Annotated in this window: 15 protein-coding genes and 2 riboswitches; of the genes, 10 read left to right on the top strand and 5 right to left on the bottom strand. The window is 61.3% G+C overall.

The window, feature by feature from the left end; all coding sequences use genetic code 11:
• The first annotated feature begins 9 nt into the window (after window positions 1–9).
• Window positions 10–87: riboswitch (SAM riboswitch) on the top strand.
• Window positions 88–134: 47 nt separating this feature from the next.
• The 8 genes from metA to PH562_RS24765 all read left to right on the top strand — a co-directional run bounded on the left by metA (window position 135) and on the right by PH562_RS24765 (window position 7,851).
• Window positions 135–1,061 carry a homoserine O-acetyltransferase MetA gene (metA, locus tag PH562_RS24800; RefSeq protein WP_285176365.1) on the top strand — a complete coding sequence of 309 codons (927 nt, stop codon included), beginning with the start codon at window positions 135–137 and terminating at the stop codon, window positions 1,059–1,061.
• A gap of 3 nt (window positions 1,062–1,064) precedes the next feature.
• Window positions 1,065–2,258 (top strand): vWA domain-containing protein, encoded by a 1,194-nt coding sequence (locus PH562_RS24795; protein WP_285176364.1) that lies wholly within the window; start codon window positions 1,065–1,067, stop codon window positions 2,256–2,258.
• A gap of 109 nt (window positions 2,259–2,367) precedes the next feature.
• Entirely contained in the window at window positions 2,368–2,859 is a 492-nt protein-coding gene (locus tag PH562_RS24790) for a hypothetical protein (protein ID WP_285176363.1), read from the top strand.
• Between the two features lie 133 nt (window positions 2,860–2,992).
• Window positions 2,993–4,018: an aldose epimerase family protein gene (locus tag PH562_RS24785; RefSeq protein ID WP_285176362.1), complete on the top strand. Its 1,026-nt coding sequence runs from the start codon at window positions 2,993–2,995 to the stop codon at window positions 4,016–4,018.
• Between the two features lie 122 nt (window positions 4,019–4,140).
• Entirely contained in the window at window positions 4,141–4,914 is a 774-nt protein-coding gene (locus tag PH562_RS24780) for a GntR family transcriptional regulator (RefSeq protein WP_285176361.1), read from the top strand.
• Window positions 4,911–5,942, top strand: a complete 1,032-nt coding sequence (locus PH562_RS24775) for an SIS domain-containing protein (RefSeq protein WP_285176360.1) — start codon at window positions 4,911–4,913, stop codon at window positions 5,940–5,942. The genes PH562_RS24780 and PH562_RS24775 overlap by 4 nt, the downstream gene beginning before the upstream one ends.
• Complete coding sequence (gene nagA / locus PH562_RS24770; RefSeq protein ID WP_285176359.1) at window positions 5,942–7,099, top strand: N-acetylglucosamine-6-phosphate deacetylase; 1,158 nt, start codon at window positions 5,942–5,944, stop codon at window positions 7,097–7,099. The genes PH562_RS24775 and nagA overlap by 1 nt, the downstream gene beginning before the upstream one ends.
• A 23-nt stretch (window positions 7,100–7,122) precedes the next feature.
• On the top strand, window positions 7,123–7,851 hold the full coding sequence (locus tag PH562_RS24765) for an SIS domain-containing protein (protein WP_285176358.1): 729 nt from the start codon (window positions 7,123–7,125) through the stop codon (window positions 7,849–7,851).
• Between the two features lie 107 nt (window positions 7,852–7,958).
• Here PH562_RS24765 and PH562_RS24760 read toward each other — a convergent pair whose 3' ends face one another.
• The 5 genes from PH562_RS24760 to PH562_RS24740 form a co-directional block, all read right to left on the bottom strand.
• The gene (locus PH562_RS24760; protein ID WP_285176357.1) at window positions 7,959–11,132 is read right to left on the bottom strand and encodes an efflux RND transporter permease subunit; all 3,174 of its coding nucleotides are present in this window, start codon (window positions 11,130–11,132) and stop codon (window positions 7,959–7,961) included.
• A complete protein-coding gene (locus PH562_RS24755) occupies window positions 11,129–12,304 on the bottom strand; it encodes an efflux RND transporter periplasmic adaptor subunit (RefSeq protein WP_285176401.1) in 1,176 nt (391 codons plus the stop codon). The genes PH562_RS24760 and PH562_RS24755 overlap by 4 nt, the downstream gene beginning before the upstream one ends.
• Window positions 12,305–12,626: 322 nt before the next feature.
• Window positions 12,627–14,456 (bottom strand): ABC-F family ATP-binding cassette domain-containing protein, encoded by a 1,830-nt coding sequence (locus tag PH562_RS24750; RefSeq protein ID WP_285176356.1) that lies wholly within the window; start codon window positions 14,454–14,456, stop codon window positions 12,627–12,629.
• 2 nt (window positions 14,457–14,458) lie between these two features.
• On the bottom strand, window positions 14,459–15,112 hold the full coding sequence (locus tag PH562_RS24745; protein WP_285176355.1) for a thiamine diphosphokinase: 654 nt from the start codon (window positions 15,110–15,112) through the stop codon (window positions 14,459–14,461).
• 72 nt (window positions 15,113–15,184) lie between these two features.
• A complete protein-coding gene (locus PH562_RS24740; RefSeq protein ID WP_167078080.1) occupies window positions 15,185–15,712 on the bottom strand; it encodes a MarR family winged helix-turn-helix transcriptional regulator in 528 nt (175 codons plus the stop codon).
• Window positions 15,713–15,879: 167 nt separating this feature from the next.
• Between PH562_RS24740 and PH562_RS24735 the strand changes: the two genes are divergently transcribed.
• Together PH562_RS24735 and thiB are read left to right on the top strand one after the other, a co-directional pair.
• Window positions 15,880–17,418, top strand: a complete 1,539-nt coding sequence (locus tag PH562_RS24735) for an MDR family MFS transporter (protein WP_285176354.1) — start codon at window positions 15,880–15,882, stop codon at window positions 17,416–17,418.
• Window positions 17,419–17,489: 71 nt separating this feature from the next.
• A riboswitch (TPP riboswitch) is annotated at window positions 17,490–17,605 on the top strand.
• 51 nt (window positions 17,606–17,656) lie between these two features.
• On the top strand, window positions 17,657–18,685 hold the full coding sequence (thiB, locus tag PH562_RS24730) for a thiamine ABC transporter substrate binding subunit (protein WP_285176353.1): 1,029 nt from the start codon (window positions 17,657–17,659) through the stop codon (window positions 18,683–18,685).
• Window positions 18,686–18,688: the final 3 nt, after the last annotated feature.

Raw genomic sequence — 18,688 nt, 5'->3', positions numbered from 1 at the left:
GGTCTATTGAATTTCCCTCGTGGTGATTTGGCCGGCCGGCTTGCAGCCACGTTAAATAAGTCGCTAAAGGGCCGCGTGCGGACCGGTAGCGATTCTTATCGCGGCCGGTTTTTTTGTATTTGGCGAGTGAAACAATGCCCATCAAGATTCCCGATACGCTCCCCGCGTTTGAAACCCTCCAGAATGAGGGTGTGCGGGTGATGACTGAAACGGTGGCGTTCCGTCAGGATATCCGCCCTCTTCAGATCGGGCTTCTCAACCTCATGCCAAACAAGATCAAGACCGAGATCCAGATGGCGCGCCTGGTCGGCGCATCGCCGCTGCAGGTGGAATTTTCGCTGGTGCGCATCGGCGCACACAAGGCCAAGAACACCTCCGAAGAGCATCTGCTTGCTTTCTACGAGACCTGGGAAGAGGTGAAGCACCGCAAGTTCGACGGCTTCATCATCACGGGCGCCCCGATCGAGCTGCTGGAATATGAAGACGTCACCTATTGGAAGGAAATGCAGGAGATCTTCGACTGGACGGCGACCAACGTCCACTCGACGATGAACGTCTGCTGGGGCGCGATGGCGGCCGTCTATCACTTCCACAATGTGCCGAAATATACGCTGAAGGAAAAGGCCTTCGGCGTCTATCGCCACCAGAACCTGAAGCCCTCCTCGGTCTATCTCAACGGCTTCTCCGACGATTTCGCCATTCCGGTTTCGCGCTGGACCGAAGTGCGCCGCGCCGACATCGAAAAGGTGCCTGGCCTGCAGATCCTGATGGATTCGAGCGAGATGGGCGTCTGCCTCGTGCACGAGCGGACTTGCAACAGGCTCTACATGTTCAATCATGTGGAGTATGATTCCACGTCGCTGGCGGATGAGTATTTCCGCGATGTGAATGCCGGCGTGCCGATCAAGATGCCGCACAACTACTTCCCGCATAACGACCCGGAAATTCCCCCGCAGAACCGGTGGCGCAGCCACGCGCATCTGTTCTTCGGCAACTGGATCAACGAGATCTACCAGACCACGCCGTATGATCTGGAGGAGATCGGCCAGGAAAGGACTTGAGGCTTGTTCATTCCCTTCTTCCTGAAACTCAAGGAAGCGAAGGTTCCGGTGACGCTCCGGGAGTTCCTCTCGCTGCTTGAGGGAATGGAAGAAGGGATTGCCGATTACGATGTCGAGGCCTTCTACTATCTGGCCCGCGCGACGCTGATCAAGGACGAGCGCTTCATCGACCGTTTCGACCAGGTCTTCGCCGATTACTTTCGTGGCTTCGAGGCGATTGCCGGCAATGCCGAGGGAGAAGCAGTGGAGCCTTCCGCCATTCCTGACGAGTGGCTGCGCAAGCTTGCCGAACGGCATCTGACCGAAGAGGAAAGAAAAGAGATCGAGGCACTCGGCGGCTTCGACAGGCTGATGGAGACGTTGCGCGAACGGCTGGCGGAACAGAAGGGCAGGCACCAGGGCGGCTCGAAATGGATCGGCACGGCAGGCACCTCACCCTTCGGCGCCTATGGCTACAATCCGGAAGGCGTGCGCATCGGCCAGGAAACCTCGCGATATCGCCGTGCCGTCAAAGTCTGGGATCGTCGCGACTTCAGGAATCTCGACGACGGCGTCGAGCTCGGCACCCGCAACATCAAGGTAGCGCTGAAGCGTCTTCGCCGTTGGGTGCGCGAGGGGGCAGCCGAGGAACTGGATCTCTCCGGCACGATCCGTTCCACCGCCGAACATGGTTATCTCGATGTTCAGACGCGGCCGGAGCGCCGCAACGCCGTCAAGCTGCTGATGTTCTTCGATGTCGGCGGCTCGATGGACGATCACATCCGCGTCGTGGAAGAACTCTTCTCCGCCGCCCGCGCGGAGTTTCGCCACATGGAGTATTTCTACTTCCATAATTGCCTCTACGAGGGCGTCTGGAAGGACAATCGCCGCCGGCGCGTCGATATCACGGCAACGATGGATCTGATCCGCACCTTCGGCCCCGACTACCGCGTCATCTTCGTCGGCGACGCATCCATGAGCCCCTACGAGATCACTCAAGCGGGCGGCTCGGTGGAGCACTGGAACAAGGAGGCTGGCGAGACTTGGCTCGCCCGAATGACAGGCCATTTCCGAAAGTGTATCTGGATCAACCCCGTGCCGGAAAGCTATTGGGGCCATACGACCTCCATCTCCATCATCCGCCGCTTGATGAACGACCGCATGTATCCGCTGACGCTCGGCGGGCTGGAAAAGGCGACGCGGGAATTGTCGCGCTGAATGTTCAGCATTTCCCCGTCGCGGCGCCACCAAGTAACCACAACCATTTGTAGAAAGAGAAGGGCGACAGATACCTCCCGCATCCTCGGGGAAATCGGTGGAGATGTGCGTGCGCTACGCTGTGAAATTTCTTCTCTTCACCGCAACCATTTTGCTCGTTTCGCAGCAGGCAAGATCCGAAGAAGGGGGCTTCTCCGGACAATGGGAACAGATCGACTTCAACGCCAGCGTCGGTGAAAAGTGCCGCATCGGAATAATCAGGCAGGGCAGGTTTATGAGGATCAGCACCAGCAATGGCTGGAGCGCTACTGCGGAAACGAGCAGTTATGGAAACGCCAGCTACGCGGCAGGTATGGGACGCTGGAGCTCCTATGTGGAAAAATACAGTCAAAAGGCGTTCTATATCCTTCTCGCCGTTCGCGGCGACAGGTTGATGGTGATCATGGAGGCCGAAAAAGCGGATGGGTCGAACCAATTAATTCGCACGCTTTTCAGCAGACGGACGACCAACTCTCTTCACGACAAGCCGGACGGATCAGGACGAAATCGACCGCCTTTCTTATGCGCCTCACATTCACAGTATAACGTGTCAGTCTACTAGCGATGGACAAAGCCTAATCAGACCTTGCTTCCTTTCCACCCGCGCCTAAATTTCGCCAGGGAATCGGTTGCGGAACCGCGCGAATGGAGGCAGGGTCTGGCCTCGCATACTCAAAAGCAATGGATGAGCTGATATGACGGAAAGCACTTTGCAGCGGGAACATTTTGGGACAACGGCCGATGGAGAGACCGTCTATCGCGTCAAGATCGTCGGTGGCGGCCTGACGGCCCATATCATGTCGTGGGGCGCAGTCATTCAGGATCTTCGCCTTGAAGGCCACGAGCCCTCGCTTCTGCTCGGTTTCGACGATTTTGCCGATTATCCTGCCCATTCCTCCTATTTCGGCGCCACGCCCGGCCGCTGCGCCAACCGCATCGGCGCCGGCCGCTTCACACTTGACGGCATGCAATATCAGCTGGAGCTCAACGAAAAGGGCGTCACCCACCTGCACGGCGGCAAAGACAATATCGCCAAGCGCAACTGGACCATCGTCGAGCACGATACCGACCGTGTCGTCCTCAAGATCGTCGATCCCGACGGCCGCGCCGGCTATCCTGGCAACTGCACGATCCAGGCGACCTATCGCGTGCATGGCAATGGCGAGCTTTCCGTCGCCTATGAATCGACCACCGATCAGCCAACCCTCGCCAATGTCTGCCAGCATGCCTATTTCAACCTCGACGGCCGCGACGATGCCCTCGGCCACGATATCATGATCGCCGCCGACCATTACACACCGACGGATGACAAGCAGGTGCCGACGGGTGAGATCCGTTCCGTCGAAGGCACCGTCTTCGATTTCCGCGAGATGGCGCCGATGAAACGCTTCGAAGGAAGCGAGCAGGCGCTTTACGACCACAATTTCTGCCTCTCGACCGAGCGCACCGCCAAGCGATCCGTCGTCCTTGCCCGCAGCGTCAATTCCGGCGTATCGCTTGAGGTCCGCACCACCGAGCCCGGCGTGCAGTTCTATACCGGTTTCAAGCTGGATGTGCCGGTTCCCGGCCATGACGGCCGCAAGATCGGCCCGTTCGCCGGCTTCTGCCTGGAAACGCAGGTCTGGCCCGACGCCATCAACCACGAAGGCTTCCCCAATGCCGTACTCCGCCCGGGCGAGGTATTGCGGCAGGAAACGGACTACATCTTCACCAAAAACTAGGTCGAGGATGCCTGCTCGCTTGAAAAATCGGCCGGGCGTCCAAAAGCGCCCGGCCGATTCTTTTTTGCCTGGAGACAGATTCATCTTGTGAATTGGTTCTAAATAGGTTCTATATGGCAGCCATGGATAGAACCAGTTTGATCGCCGAATTGAACAATCGCGGCCTCAGCGACGGGACCGGAAGCGGGCCGCTGTACAAGCGCCTGGCACAGGCGCTGACCGGCCTGATCCAGGAGGGCCTGCTGAAACCAGGCACGGCACTTCCGGGCGAGCGCGATCTCGCCAGTGCCCTGCAGATCGGCCGCGTCACGGTGAGAACCGCCTATCGCGATCTTCTTGCCTCGGGCGTCATCGAATCCCGTCATGGCAGCGGCACCTTCGTTTCGCAGCATGTCGAGCGCATCGAGCAGCCGCTCTGGCGCCTCTCCTCCTTCTCCGCCGACATGCGCTCGCGCGGTCGCGAACCGGCGGCCCGCATCCTGTCACGCACCGTCAGCGCCCCGGCGCCGGAAGAATCCTTCCTGCTCGGCCTCGGGCTCGACGAACCCGTGCTGCGCCTCGACCGACTGCGTCTGGCGGACGGCCAGCCGCTCGCCATCGAGCGCGCCGTCGTTCCAATCAAGTTTCTTGGCGAAGACGCCATATCCGAAGGGTCGCTTTACGATGCGCTGGCCGCCAAAGGCTTCAAGCCCGTACGCGCCCAGCAAAGGCTGACCGCCGTGACGCTCGACCCGACCTCCGCATCGATCCTGACCGTCAAGGCCGGAGCGCCCGCACTTCTGATCGAGCGCGTCTCCCGCCTGGCCGACCAGCGCGTCGTTGAATATACCCGCTCGCACTATCGCGGCGATGCCTATGATTTTGTTGCTGAATTGAGAATTGGAGATGACCTATGAGCGAGACCCAATCCCTGATGCTGACGGAAGCCGGCCAATCGCCCGAGGTGGTTGCGACGCTACTTGAAAAGGAAAAGCCTGCCTTTGCCGAGATCGCGAAGCTCTTCTCGGCCGGTCGTCCGTCGCTGATCACGACGGCCGCGCGTGGCTCGTCCGACCACGCCGCCACCTTCTTCAAATATCTGTTCGAAATCTCCTGCGGCATTCCGGTCGCTTCTGTCGGCCCGTCGATCGCCTCCGTCTATGGCGCGCCGCTGCATCTGAAGGGCGGTATCCATTTCACCGTCTCGCAGTCCGGCGGCAGCCCCGATATCATCGCCATGCAGGCCGCCGCCAAGAAGGGCGGCGCCACCACGATCGCCGTCGTCAACGTCACCGACAGTCCGCTTGCCAAGGAAGCCGACATCGTGCTCGGCCTCAACGCCGGCAAGGAACAGAGCGTCGCCGCGACAAAATCCTTCATCGCCTCGGTTGCGGCTCTTGCCGGTGTCACGGCTGCGGTGTCTCAAGACAAGGCGTTGATCACTGGCCTTACCAAGTTGCCGGAGGCGCTTGCTGCAACCTCGGGCATCGACGGCAGTATCGCCGAAGATGTGCTCTTCGACGCCTCCTCGCTCTATACCGGCGGCCGCGGCCCGGCTTTCGCCATCGCGCTGGAAGCAGCGCTGAAGGCCAAGGAAACCGCCGGGCTTCATGCCGAAGCCTTTTCGCTCGCCGAACTGATGCACGGCCCGATGCGCCTCGTGCAGCCGGGCTTCCCGATCGTCGCCTTCTCACCCGACGACGCCGCTTTCGCCAACAATGCCCAGGCGCTCGAGCGCCTGCAGAAGCTCGGCGCCACCGCCGTTTCCTTCTCGACCGCGCCGCTTGCCGGCATCAACCTGCGCATGCCGACGACAGGCAACGGCCTGCTCGATCCGCTGGTGTCGCTGCTGTGCTACTATCGTCTCATCGAGTCGGTGACGCGCCGCAAGGGTTTCGATCCGGACAAGCCGGCTAATCTCCTCAAGGTAACGGAGACCATGTGATGGACTACAAGGTCTTTACCGGAGCCCGCATCTTCGATGGCGATCGGTTTCACGAGGATAGCGCATTGGTAATCGGCAATGGCCGCATCCATGCCATCACCGGCATTAACGATGTGCCCGATAATGCTGAAACCATTCAGCTGAAAGGCGGCGTCCTCTCTCCCGGCTTCATCGATGCGCAGGTCAACGGCGGCAGCGGCCGCATGCTGAACGACGAGCCCTCGCCCGCCTCCATGTACATGATCGCCGAAGGGCATCGCCCCTACGGCACGACGTCGCTGCTACCGACGCTCATCACCGATGTCGCAGCCGCAACGACGGCCGCGATCGAAGCGGCCATCGAAGCCGTAAAAGCCAATCGCGGCGTCGCCGGCCTGCATCTGGAAGGCCCGCATCTGGCGCCGGCCCGCAAGGGTGCGCATCTGGCCGAACTGATGCGTCCGGTCGAAGACAGCGACGTCAAGTCTTTCATCCGCGCCCGAGAGGCGATCGGCACGCTGCTGGTCACCATGGCGGCAGAGCAGGTGACGGAGCGGCAGGTGCAGGCGCTCGCCGAAGGCGGCGTCATCGTCAGTATCGGCCATAGCGATTGTACGGCTGAAGCCGCCGATGCACGCTTCGATGCCGGCGCCCGCGGCGTTACCCACCTTTTCAATGCCATGAGCCAGATGGGCCATCGTGCGCCCGGTCTCGTCGGTGCAGCGATCGACCATCCCGCCCCCTGGTGCGGCATCATCGCCGATGGTCATCACGTCGAGCCGACGGCGCTCAGGGTTGCACTGCGCGCGAAACGCGGCGAAGGCCGGCTGTTCTTCGTCACCGACGCCATGTCGCTGGTCGGCACCGATCTTCCGAGCTTCACGCTGAACGGCCGCACGGTCTATCGCACCAAGGGCGGCTATTGCTCCAAGCTGACGCTCGACGACGGCACGCTGGCTGGCTCCGATGTCGATATGGCCTCCACCATCCGCTATGGCGTCAATATTCTCGAGCTGCCGCTGGCCGAGGCCCTGCGCATGGCGACCTCCTATCCCGCCCGCTTCCTGCGGCTTGCCGATCGCGGCCACCTGACGCCGGGAATGCGCGCCGATCTTGTTCACATCAACGACGGCATCGAAGTCACCGAAACCTGGATCTCGGGTCAACCTTCGGCCTGACACAGCATATAAGGAGGCTCGACATGAGCGCAGTCACGGACAGCTATTTCTCCGCTCTCATCGGTCGGCTGGAAACCCTGCGCGAAACGCTGGCTAGGCCCATGTCCAAGGCTTCAGCTGCCATCTGTGCCGCCGCGCGCGCCGACCGCCGCGTCTATGTCTTCGGTACCGGCCACTCGCATATGCTGGCGGAAGAGGTGCATTATCGCGCCGGCGGCCTCGCCTTCACTATCCCTGTGCTGGTGGGCTCTGCCATGCTGCATGAAGGCGCCGTCATCAGCTCTGTCTATGAGCGAACCGAAGGCCTTATCCGCCCGGTCTTCGAGCGCTACGGCATGCAGCCGGGCGACGTGCTGGTCATCGCCTCCAATTCCGGCGTCAACGCCGCGCCGATCGAGGCCGCCGATTATGGTCGAGAAATCGGCGCGACGGTCATCGCCATCACATCGCTCGCCTATTCGGCCGCCATCGCCAATGGACGCCGGAGACTTGCCGATATCGCCGATATCGTGCTGGACAACGGCCTGCCGCCGGGCGATGCCATGATCGATCTGCCGGGCACGGAGCTGAAGGTCGGGCCGGCTTCGACAGCCGTCGGTACGACGGTCCTGAACGCCATCTTCGCCGATGTCGCTGCCGAACTCTGCAAGGATGGAAATCCGCCCGTCTACCTCAGCGCCAACATGCCGGGCGCCAAGGAAACCAACCAGCAACTGGTCAAGAAATACCGGCCGCGCAACCCGCATCTTTAAGGCATCTGCGGAAGACGCCTAGCCATTTCCCATCTGGAACTGCGTGAAAACAATCAGATAGAACGGCCGAGCGATTCCCGTGAAACGCTCGGCCACTCCATTAGAGATCATTGCGCTGCGTCGGCCGCCGAAGGCTCCTGCGCGGTCTCCGCCTGCTTGCGCCGCCGGCGCAGGACGACGTAGAAGACCGGCGTCAGGAACAGGCCGAACAGCGTCACCCCCAGCATGCCGGAGAAGACGGCCGTGCCGAGAGACTGGCGCATTTCCGCGCCCGGGCCTGTGGCGATCATCAGCGGCACGACGCCGAAGATGAAGGCAAAGGCGGTCATCAGGATCGGGCGCAGACGCAGATGGCTCGCCTGAATCGCCGCTTCGACGGCGCTTTTTCCTTCAAGCTGCGCCTGTCGGGCAAACTCCACGATCAGGATCGCGTTCTTGGCCGCAAGACCGATCAGCACGATCAAGCCGATCTGTGTCAGGATGTTGTTGTCCATCCCTCGCAGATACACGCCGATCAATGCCGCCAGAACCGCCAACGGCACGATGAGGATGATCGCAAGCGGCAGAACCCAGCTTTCATACTGCGCAGACAGCGCCAGGAAGACGAAGATGACCGACAGGGCGAAAATATAGATCGCCGTATTGCCGGTATGCTTTTCCTGATAGGCAAGCTCCGTCCATTCGAAGGTCGTGCCCGAAGGCAGGAGGTTCTTCGCCAGCCCCTCCATGATATCGAGGGCCGAGCCGGTGGAGACGCCCGGCCCCGGATTGCCCTGGAGGGGGACCGAGACATACATGTTGTAGCGCTGGACGAGCGTCGGCCCGGTCGTATCCCGGATATCGACCAGCGTGCCGAGCGGCACGAGCGCTCCGGTCGCCGAGCGCACCTTCAGTGCCAGAATATCCTCCCGGTCCATACGATATTGCTGATCAGCCTGCGCCCGCACCTGGTAGACGCGGCCGAAGGCATTGAAGTCGTTGACATAGGACGTGCCGAGGTTGATCGAGAGGGTCTCGAAGATATTCGGGATCGGCACGTTGAGCGCCCGCGCCTTGTCACGATCGATCGCCAGGAAATATTGCGGGCTGTTGGCGGAGAAGGTGGTGAAGACGCCGCTGACGCCCTTGTTCTGCGCCGCGACGCCCATCATCTGGTAGGCGAGAGGCAGGATACGGCGCATGTCAGCGTTTTCCCGGTCCATGATCTGCATCTTGAAACCGCCCGAATTGCCGATGCCTCGGATCGAGGGCGGCGGAATGGCGATGATGAAGGCCTCCTGGATGCCCTGCAGGCTGCCGAAGAGCTGGCCGATGATCTTGGTGGCGGTGTCGCCGCTCTTCAATCGCTCCTCGAATGGCTTGAACGGCGTGAAGATGACGCCGGAATTCGAGGCGTTCGTAAAGGTCGCGCCGTTGAAGCCGGCAAAGGCGACGGCATTGGCAATACCAGGCGTCTTGCTGATGATATCGGTCGCCTTCTGGATGACGGCATTGGTGCGCGCGAGCGAAGCCCCGTCAGGCAATTGGACGACGACGATGGCATAGCCCTGGTCCATTGTCGGCACGAAACCCTGCGGCACGATCCGGCCCATGTACCATGTGCCGGCGAGTAGACCGGCAAAGACGAGAAGCGCGCAGGCGAGCGCTGCCCACGTCGTCACGAGATGGCGGACGATCCAGGAATATCCCTGGCTCATTCGCTCGAAACCCCGGTTGAACCCATCACCCAAGGCACGGCCGAACCGCGCGAAGATATTGTTGGATTTCTCGTGGCTGTGCGGGCGCAGCACGATCGCGGCGATCGCCGGTGAGAGCGTCAGCGAGTTCAGGCAGGAGATCGCCGTCGCGACCGAGATCGTGACCGCGAACTGCCGGTAGAATTGCCCGGAAATGCCGGGGATGAAGGCTGTCGGCACGAAGACTGCAATCAGCACCAGCGAGATTGCGAGCACGGCCGTACCGACCTCGTTCATGGTCACATGTGACGCCTCTTTCGGCGTCATGCCGAGTGCGAGGTTGCGCTCGACATTCTCCACCACCACGATCGCATCGTCGACGACGATACCGATGGCGAGCACCAGGCCGAACAGTGTCAGCATGTTCAGCGAGAAGCCGAAGGCGAGCAGGAAGGCGAAAGTGCCGATCAGCGAAACGGGGATTGCGACAATCGGAATGATCGCGGTTCGCCAGGATTGCAGGAAAACCAGCACGACGATGGCGACGAGAACTGCCGCCTCGAAGATCGTCTTGTAGACCTCGTGGATCGACTCGGCGATGAACTCCGTAGGGTTGTAGATGATGCGGTATTCCAGCCCTTGCGGGAAATCCTGCGACAAGTCCTCCATGGTCTTCTGGATATCGGCGGCGGCGGCGAGCGCATTGGTGCCGGGCCGCGCGAAGACGCCGAGCGCCACCGCCGGACTGCCGTTCAGATAGCTGTTGGTGACGTAATCCTGAGCGCCGAGCTCGATGCGTGCGACATCTTGCAACTGCACGAGACGACCGTTGCCGGTCGCCTTGACGATGACGTAGCGGAATTGCCGCGCGTCGGAAAAACGCCCCTGGGTCGTGACGGTGTATTGGAAGGCGTTGGTGCCCGAAACCGGCGGCCCGCCGATCGCGCCGCCCGACACCTGCACGTTCTGATCCCGCAGCGCCTGCACGATATCGCCGGCGGTCATGCCGTAGGCCGCGAGCTTTTCCGGATCGAGCCATATGCGCAGCGAATATTGCCGTTCGCCGAAGAGCTGCACGTCGCCGACACCATCCAGGCGGACGAGAATGTCGCGGATGCGCGTACGCGCATAGTTGGAAATATAGAGCTGATCGTAGCGGTTGTTCGGCGAGAGAAGATGCACGACCATCATCAGGTCGGGCGAGCTCTTGACTGTCGTAATGCCGATGCGGCGGACGTCGTCGGGCAGTCGCGGCTCAGCAATGGCGACGCGGTTCTGCACCAGCACCTGCGCCTTGTCGAGATCGGTGCCGAGCTTGAACGTAACCGTCAGCGACATGGAGCCGTCGGCGCTGGAATATGAGGACATGTAGAGCATGTCCTCGACGCCGTTGACCTCTTGTTCGATCGGCGTCGCCACCGTATCGGCGATGGTCTGTGCGTCGGCGCCGGGATAGGAGGTGCGAATGACGATGGTGGGAGGCGCGACCTCAGGATATTGCGCTACCGGCAACTGGAAATAGGCGATGCCGCCGACGATCAGCAGCACGATGGATAGGACCGATGCAAAGATCGGCCGATCGACGAAGAAGTGGGAAAACCTCATTGGCTCGTCCCCTGTGCATCGGCCTGAGCCGGCGGCTCGTCATTCGTCGCCTGCTGCGGCAGCTCGATCAGCTGCGGCGTCACCTTGGCGCCGGGCCGGATGCGCATCAGCCCATTGACGACGATCGTCTCGTCGCCGGTCATGCCGTCACGGATGACGCGGTAGCCGTAGAGCTTCGGCCCGAGGCGCACCGGCTTCGGCGTGATATTGCCGGCGGTATCGGCGACATAGACGACGCGTTGGTTTTGATCCGAACCGATAGCTTCGTCGGGAACGAGGATTGCCTTATAACTGTTCGAGCCTTGCACCTGAACGCGTCCGAACAAGCCGGGCTGCAGGATGAGATCGGGGTTCGGGAACCTGGCGCGGACGCGGATCGTGCCGGTTTCGTTGTCGACGCGGTTTTCGGCGAAATCGAGCTTGCCTTTGAACGGCTTCTGGCGGGAATCGGCGATGGTCACGGTCACATCGAGCCCGCCTCCACCCTGCTGCAGAGCGCTACCATTCTTGCGAGCCTCGTCGGCATAGGAGAGCAGCCGCCGTTCATCGACATCGAAATAGAAGTCGATAGGGTCGAGCGACACAATGGTCGTCAGCACGGTCTGATCGGCCTGCACCAAGTTGCCGACCGAGATCAGGCGCCGGTCGATGCGGCCGCTGAGCGGTGCAGTAATCTTGGTGAAATCCATGTCGAGATTGGCGCGATCGACAGCGGCCTGTGCGCCGCGCACATTCGCCTCGGCGGAAACGAGATCGCGGCGGCGGTCGTCGAGGGTCGACGCCGACTGGCTGCCCGTTGTCGACAGCGATTGTGCGCGCTTGAATTGCGCATCGGCGAGCGTCAGGGACGACTTGGCGACTTCCAGCGAGGCCGTCGATTCGTTCAGCGCGGTGACAAAGGGCCGCTGATCGATGACGAAAAGCAGGTCGCCCTGCTTGACGATAGCGCCATCCTTGAAATGCACTTCCTGCAGGTAGCCGCCCACCCGCGAGCGCACGGAAACTTCATCGACCGCCTGGAAGCGCCCGATGAACTCGTCGCTGTCGACGACATCGCGAACGACAGGCTTGGCGACCGTCACAGGCGGGGCCGGCGGCGCACCCTGCGCCAGCGCCTGGGCGCCCGAGAAAACGGCAAGAACACAGCTGAACAAAACGGCACGCGGCAGCATCGGCATGAAGCCCCCCTCGAAAAACCGCATGCGGCATCAAGCGCCGTCATCGCGGTAAGCGCTCACGAAATTTGCCTGCAACTTTCCACGAAGAACCTGTCGCCATCAGGCGCAATCCAATCAGGTCGCTTCGGACTTCCCCAACATGCGCCACGGGCCACGTCGGCCCGGGGGTATCAACCGGCGCGTCGTCCGGCAGCATGCGTTAATGTATAAACGGTTTATCGGATTCGACAACAGGGAATGAACCGGCCGCGATCGAGCGCAACCGATTGTTTTTACTGCATAGTGAAGACGCGCATAGGATGAGCCGATATAAGCCTCAGCCCTCCAGCTCCTCGCGCAGCATTTCAAGCTCCAGCCATTCCTCTTCCATCTTGATCAGGCTTTCGCGCAGCTTTTCCATCTCCGCAGCAAGACGGTTGAACGTTACGGCATCCTTGGAAAAGAGGTTCGGATCGGCCATTTTCTTTTCGCGGGCGGCAATCTCGGCTTCCGCCTTCGCCATTTCCTTCGGCAGGTTTTCGAGCGCAAATTTCTGCTTGTAGGAAAGCTTGCCTTTACCCTTCGAAGCCTCGGAAGCCGGCGCCGAAGTTTCGGTCGATTTCGGCTTTTCGGCCGCCTTTTCAGCCCGTTTCCGCTCCTCGATCGCTCCCTTGCGCTGGGCGAGCATGTCGGAATAGCCGCCGGCATATTCGATCCAGCGGCCATCAGGATCTTCGGCATCGGCGGGCGCGATCGTCGAGGTCACGGTACGGTCGAGAAAATCACGATCGTGGCTGACGAGGATGACCGTGCCGGCAAAACTGGAGACGATTTCCTGCAGCAGGTCGAGCGTCTCGATATCGAGATCGTTCGTCGGTTCGTCGAGGATCAGAAGATTGGTCGGCCGCGACAGGATGCGCGCCAGCATCAGCCGCGCGCGCTCGCCGCCGGAAAGGTTCTTGATCGGTGTGCGCGCCTGCTCCGGCTGGAAGAGGAATTCCTTCATGTAGCCTGTCACATGCCGTTGCTCGCCATTGACGAGAAGGTTCTCGCCGCGACCGTCGGTCAGATAGTTGGCGAGCGTATCTTCAGGGTTCAGCTCTTCGCGCTTCTGGTCGAGTGTCGCGATCTCCAGATTGGTGCCGAGCTTCACCGTGCCACTGTCCGGCTCCAGCTGCCCGGTCAGCATCTTCAGAAGCGTCGTCTTGCCGGCGCCGTTCGGACCGACGAGACCGATGCAATCGCCACGATGCACGCGGATCGAAAAAGGCGCAACGATCGGCCGATCGCCATAGGTCTTGGTGATCCTGTCCGCCTCGATCACCAGCTTGCCGCTTTCCTGAGCATCGGAAGCCGCCGCCTGTACCGTGCCCAAAGCGCCTTTGTGACCGCGATAGCGCGAACGCATGTCCTGTAGCTCGCCGAGGCGGCGCATGTTGCGCTTGCGCCGCGCCGTCACGCCGTAGCGCAGCCAATGCTCTTCGCGTTCGATCTGCTTGCCGAGCTTATGCTGCTCCAGCTCTTCCGCCTCGAGCACCTGATCGCGCCAGGCCTCGAAATGAGCAAATCCTCTGTCCAGCCGGCGCGAAGTGCCGCGATCGAGCCAGACGGTCGCAGTCGAAACCTTTTCGAGGAAACGACGGTCGTGCGAGATCAGCACGAGCGCGCTGCGGCTCTTCTGCAGCTCGCCTTCCAGCCATTCGATGGTCGGCAGGTCCAGATGGTTCGTCGGCTCGTCGAGCAGCAGGATATCCGGTTCGGGCGCCAGAACGCGCGCAAGAGCCGCACGGCGCGCCTCACCGCCGGAGAGGTTCTTCGGATCCTCCTCCCCGGTCAGGCCGAGATGCGAGAGGAGGTAGGTGACGCGATAGGGATCGTCACCAGGCCCAAGGCCAGCCTCGGCATAAGCCGCCACCGTCTTGTACCCGGCGAAATCAGGTGCCTGCTCGAGATAGCGCACGGTCGATGACGGATGGCGGAACACTTCGCCCGATTGCGCTTCGACGAGACCGGCAGCGATCTTCAGCAGCGTCGATTTGCCGGAACCATTGCGTCCGACAAGGCAGATCTTGTCGCCCGGCTCCACCTGCAGGCCGGCACCGGCGAGCAAGGGCGCACCGCCGAAGCTCAGGAAGATGTCGTCGAGTTTCAGAATGGGAGGGGCCAAGATCAGACTCCGGAAAGGTCATAAGGGCGGGCAAGAACGATCGCCCTGCCGCTGCCGAGCGAAAAGCGCACGTCGCCTTCCGCTACATTGGAAATGGTGCGCGACGCGCCGAAGGGCAAATGAAAATCGCGCAAGGGATAGCGGGCATTGTCGATGAACAAGCCCGTCAGATCGCTGAAACCGAGAACTGAAAACAGCGAGCCTGATGGTAGCGCCAGCGTGAGATCGCCCGGCGGAAGCGGCACCGCCTCCTCGTCACCGGAGGTCAGCAAGATATCGAGGCCCTTTTCGGCCAGATGCACGCCGTAAAGCAGGTGCTGGATCGCATGGTCGGAGCGTTCGCCGCCCATGGCACCCGCCAGGATCAGTCTCGTGGCGCCGCGATCGATCGCTTCCGAGACGGCAATTTCTCCGTCCGTCGCAGCCTTCGCCGCCGGATACGGCTGCTTGGGCACCTTGGGAAAGGCGGCTTGCAAATCCGCAGGCGTGGAATCGAAATCGCCGACCCACAGCTCAGGCTTCACACCAAGCGTGATCGCATGGCGCATGCCGCCATCGGCCGCGATGAAACGGCTGCCGGAAACGGCATCGCGCAGCCGCTCGGTCAAACGAAGCTCGCCGCCAAGCAGAATAGTGAAGGTGGTGGACTGGCTCATGAGGCAAGCCCATAGCGCAAAGTCGTATCTCTAGGGAAGAGCGCCATGCTCAAGAACAACCGCGCCGACCGCTCAGTCGTCCGTTTCCTTGATGCGCGCTTGGAAAACCTGCTCGTAGCCGCTGACATAGCGATCGAACAGCAGCGAGAAGCTCTCGATCTCCTCCTGCGTCCAGTCGGCGAAGATGCTGCCGATGACGGAGAATTTCTGCGCCTGGATCTCCGACAGCAATCTTTGACCCAGCGCGGTGAGCACCACCACGATACGCCGAGCATCCGCCTGCGATGCCTTGCGGCGCAGGACGCCGCGCGTCACCATGTCGGCCACGATGCGGCTTGCCCGGGACGGATCGATCCGCAGCATCTCGGCAATCGTGCCGACGGTGACTTCGCCCGTCGCCTCTGCCCGCCTCACGACATCGAGCACGTCGAGATGCGAAAGCTCGAGGCCCGGTGCCACGCTCTGGATGGCAAGCCTGCCGATCATGCGGCGGCCCGTCAGCAGACGCATGCGCGTCATCGCATGGCCGATGCGCAGGAGATTCTCGTCTTCGGTCAGCTCCGAGGCTTCAACTTCACGTGTATTGGTCGCAGATGTCATCTTTCCACCATATCAGAGGCAGAAAACAAATAAAACATGCAAACAGCATTCACCTGTCATTGACAATTATATGCTATTGGCACACATATATAAACTATGAAAACCGGGGCGTCCCGCGCATTCGATCGACCGCGCAGCGTTTCGGCCAAGCTCGGATTTCCTGCCCCATGGACATGCAGACAACTTTCGCGCCGCTCGTGGCGGATCATAAACGGCGGCTCATACTCTTCCTGTTTCTGATGACTGCCATGTTCATGGCAACGCTCGACAACCAGATCGTCTCTACGGCACTGCCGACGATCGTCGGCGAGTTCAGACATCTGGAGCGCTTCGGCTGGATCGGATCGGCCTATCTTCTCTCGCTCTCCGCCGTCATGCCCGTCTACGGCAAGCTCGGCGATCTCTTCGGCCGCAAATATGTGATGATGACGGCGATCGCGATCTTCACGATCGGCTCCGCCGTCTGCGGCCTTGCCGTCTCGATGGATACGCTGATCGCCGCCCGCGTCCTTCAAGGCTTCGGCGGCGGCGGTATCATGGTCTCGATCTTCGCCGTGAACGCCGATCTCTTCGAGCCGCGCGAGCGCGCACGCTACCAGAGCTATTCGAGCCTCGTGCTGATGGCGTCGGGCGCCATCGGCCCCGTTCTCGGCGGCACGATGAGCGATCTCTTCGGCTGGCGTTCGATCTTCCTCGTCAACGTGCCGATCGGCTTCATCGTGCTTACCGGCCTCGCCTTCATGCTGCCCTACCGCAAGCCGGCCCGCCGTCCGAAGATCGATTATGCCGGCGCCATCCTCCTTGCCCTGACGACGACAAGCATCGTGCTTGCTGCTGACGGAAGCGAACTCTTCGGGTCGCTGCTCTCGCCGCAATGCCTCGGTATTATCGCCTTCGGGGTAATCTGCGCCATCGCCTGGGTCTTCATCGAGCGCCGCGCACCCGAGCCCATCGTGCCGATGACGCTGTTCCGCAATCCGACATTCGGCCTTCTGCTGATCCTCTCGATCACCAGCGGTGCCGTGGCCATCGGCATGGTGAATTATTTCGCGCTCTTCCTGCAGACGACGACGGGCCTTTCGCCCTCCATGGCTGGGCTGCTGTTCATTCTCCTGACCGGCGGCATCGTCTGCGGTTCGCTATCGGCCGGCCGGCTGATCGCCGCAAGGGGCCGCTACAAGCCCTTCGCCGTCGCAAGTGCTGCCTGCAGCACAATCGCATTCGCTTCACTCGCCTTCGTCCATGCCGGCACGCCCATCGCCCTCATTGGCGGCCTGATGCTGCTGCACGGCGTCGGCATCGGCCTTGCCCAGCAGGTGCCCGTCATCGGCGTACAGAATGCAGCCGCAGCGCGTGACGTCGGCGCGGCGACGGGTGCCGTCACACTGTCGCGCATGGGCGGCGCCTCCATCGCCATTTCCGTCTATGGCGCCATCATCGCCGCCAAGCTCGGCAATGTCGGCGTCTCCATATCAGGCATATCCGACATCGAGCAGCTGACTCCGAAGATGATGGCCGCGTTGCCCGAGGCGACCCGCGAGGCCGTCGCCAATGCCTATGCGAGCGCCTTCAGCCCGCTGTTCATGACCGCCGCCGGCATCTGTCTCATCGGCCTGCTGACGGCGCTGACGCTGAAGAACGTGCAGCTTCCAAGTGCGGCGAAGAAATTCGACAGCCCGACGGCCGCCGCGCACGCCGCCGAGTAAGCTCCTTCGGCCTGCAATCGACAAGGGAATCATTTCCCTTGTCATCCCTCCGTCACAAGGCTAAATCTGCCGACGCTCTAACGGGGTGCCTATGTCCTTCAGGACATTTGGCTGAGAGGCTTTCATCGGCCAACCCGCGGAACCTGATCCGGCTAACACCGGCGGAGGGATTAGACGCGTGACAAAAATCATAGCGCCCTTTTCCCCTTCAAGACGAAACCAAAGAGGAGGCGCTACCATGCACAACCGTTCGCCATTGTCATTTTTTGCCGGCTTGGCGCTTGCCGCCGGAACGGCCTTTCTGGCTGCACAGCCTGCCGCTGCAGCCGACAAGACCCTGACCATCTACACCTATGAGAGCTTCACCGCCGATTGGGGTCCGGGCGCCAAGGTCAAAGCTGCCTTCGAAAAGACCTGCGGCTGCACGGTCAATTATGTCGCTGTCACTGACGGCGTCGCACTTCTCTCCCGCCTGAAGCTGGAAGGCGCCGGCACCAAGGCCGATGTCGTTCTCGGCCTCGACACCAATCTCGTCGACGAAGCTAAGGATACTGGCCTCTTCGATGCAAGCGGCGTCGACACCTCGGCACTCAAGGTTCCCGGCGGCTTCAAGGACGACGTTTTCGTGCCCTACGACTACGGCCATTTCGCCGTGATCTATGACAGCCAGACGGTTAAGAACCCACCGAAGAGCATGAAGGATCTCGTCGAGGGCGATCCCTCGCAGAAGATCGTCATCGAGGACCCGCGCACCTCGACGCCGGGCCTCGGCCTGCTGCTCTGGGTCAAGTCGATCTATGGCGACAAATCCGCCGATGCCTGGGCGAAGCTCAAAGGCCGCATCCTGACCGTCACCCCCGGCTGGTCGGAAGCCTATGACCTCTTCACCAAGGGCGAAGCGCCGATGGTGCTCTCCTACACGACGTCGCCGGCCTATCACATGATCGAGGATAAGACCGATCGCTATCAGGCCGCCGCCTTCTCGGAAGGACATTACATCCAGATCGAGGTTGCCGGCCTCATCAAGTCCTCGCCGAACAAGGAACTTGCGCGCGACTTCCTGAAGTTCATGATCTCGCCAGGCTTCCAGAATATCATTCCGACAAGCAACTGGATGATGCCGGCCTCGGCCACTTCGGAACCGCTGCCGGACGCCTTCAGCAAGCTCGTGGTGCCGTCGAAGACCTTCCTGATGAGCCCTGCCGACGTCGACAAGAACCGCAAAGCCTGGATCGACGAATGGCTGGCCGCCACCAGCGGCAACTGATGC

Source organism: Rhizobium centroccidentale, from assembly GCF_030182565.1.
Lineage (GTDB): Bacteria > Pseudomonadota > Alphaproteobacteria > Rhizobiales > Rhizobiaceae > Rhizobium.
The sequence above is the reverse complement of the archived record's forward strand: the minus strand, read 5'-3'. Positions and strand labels throughout refer to the sequence as shown.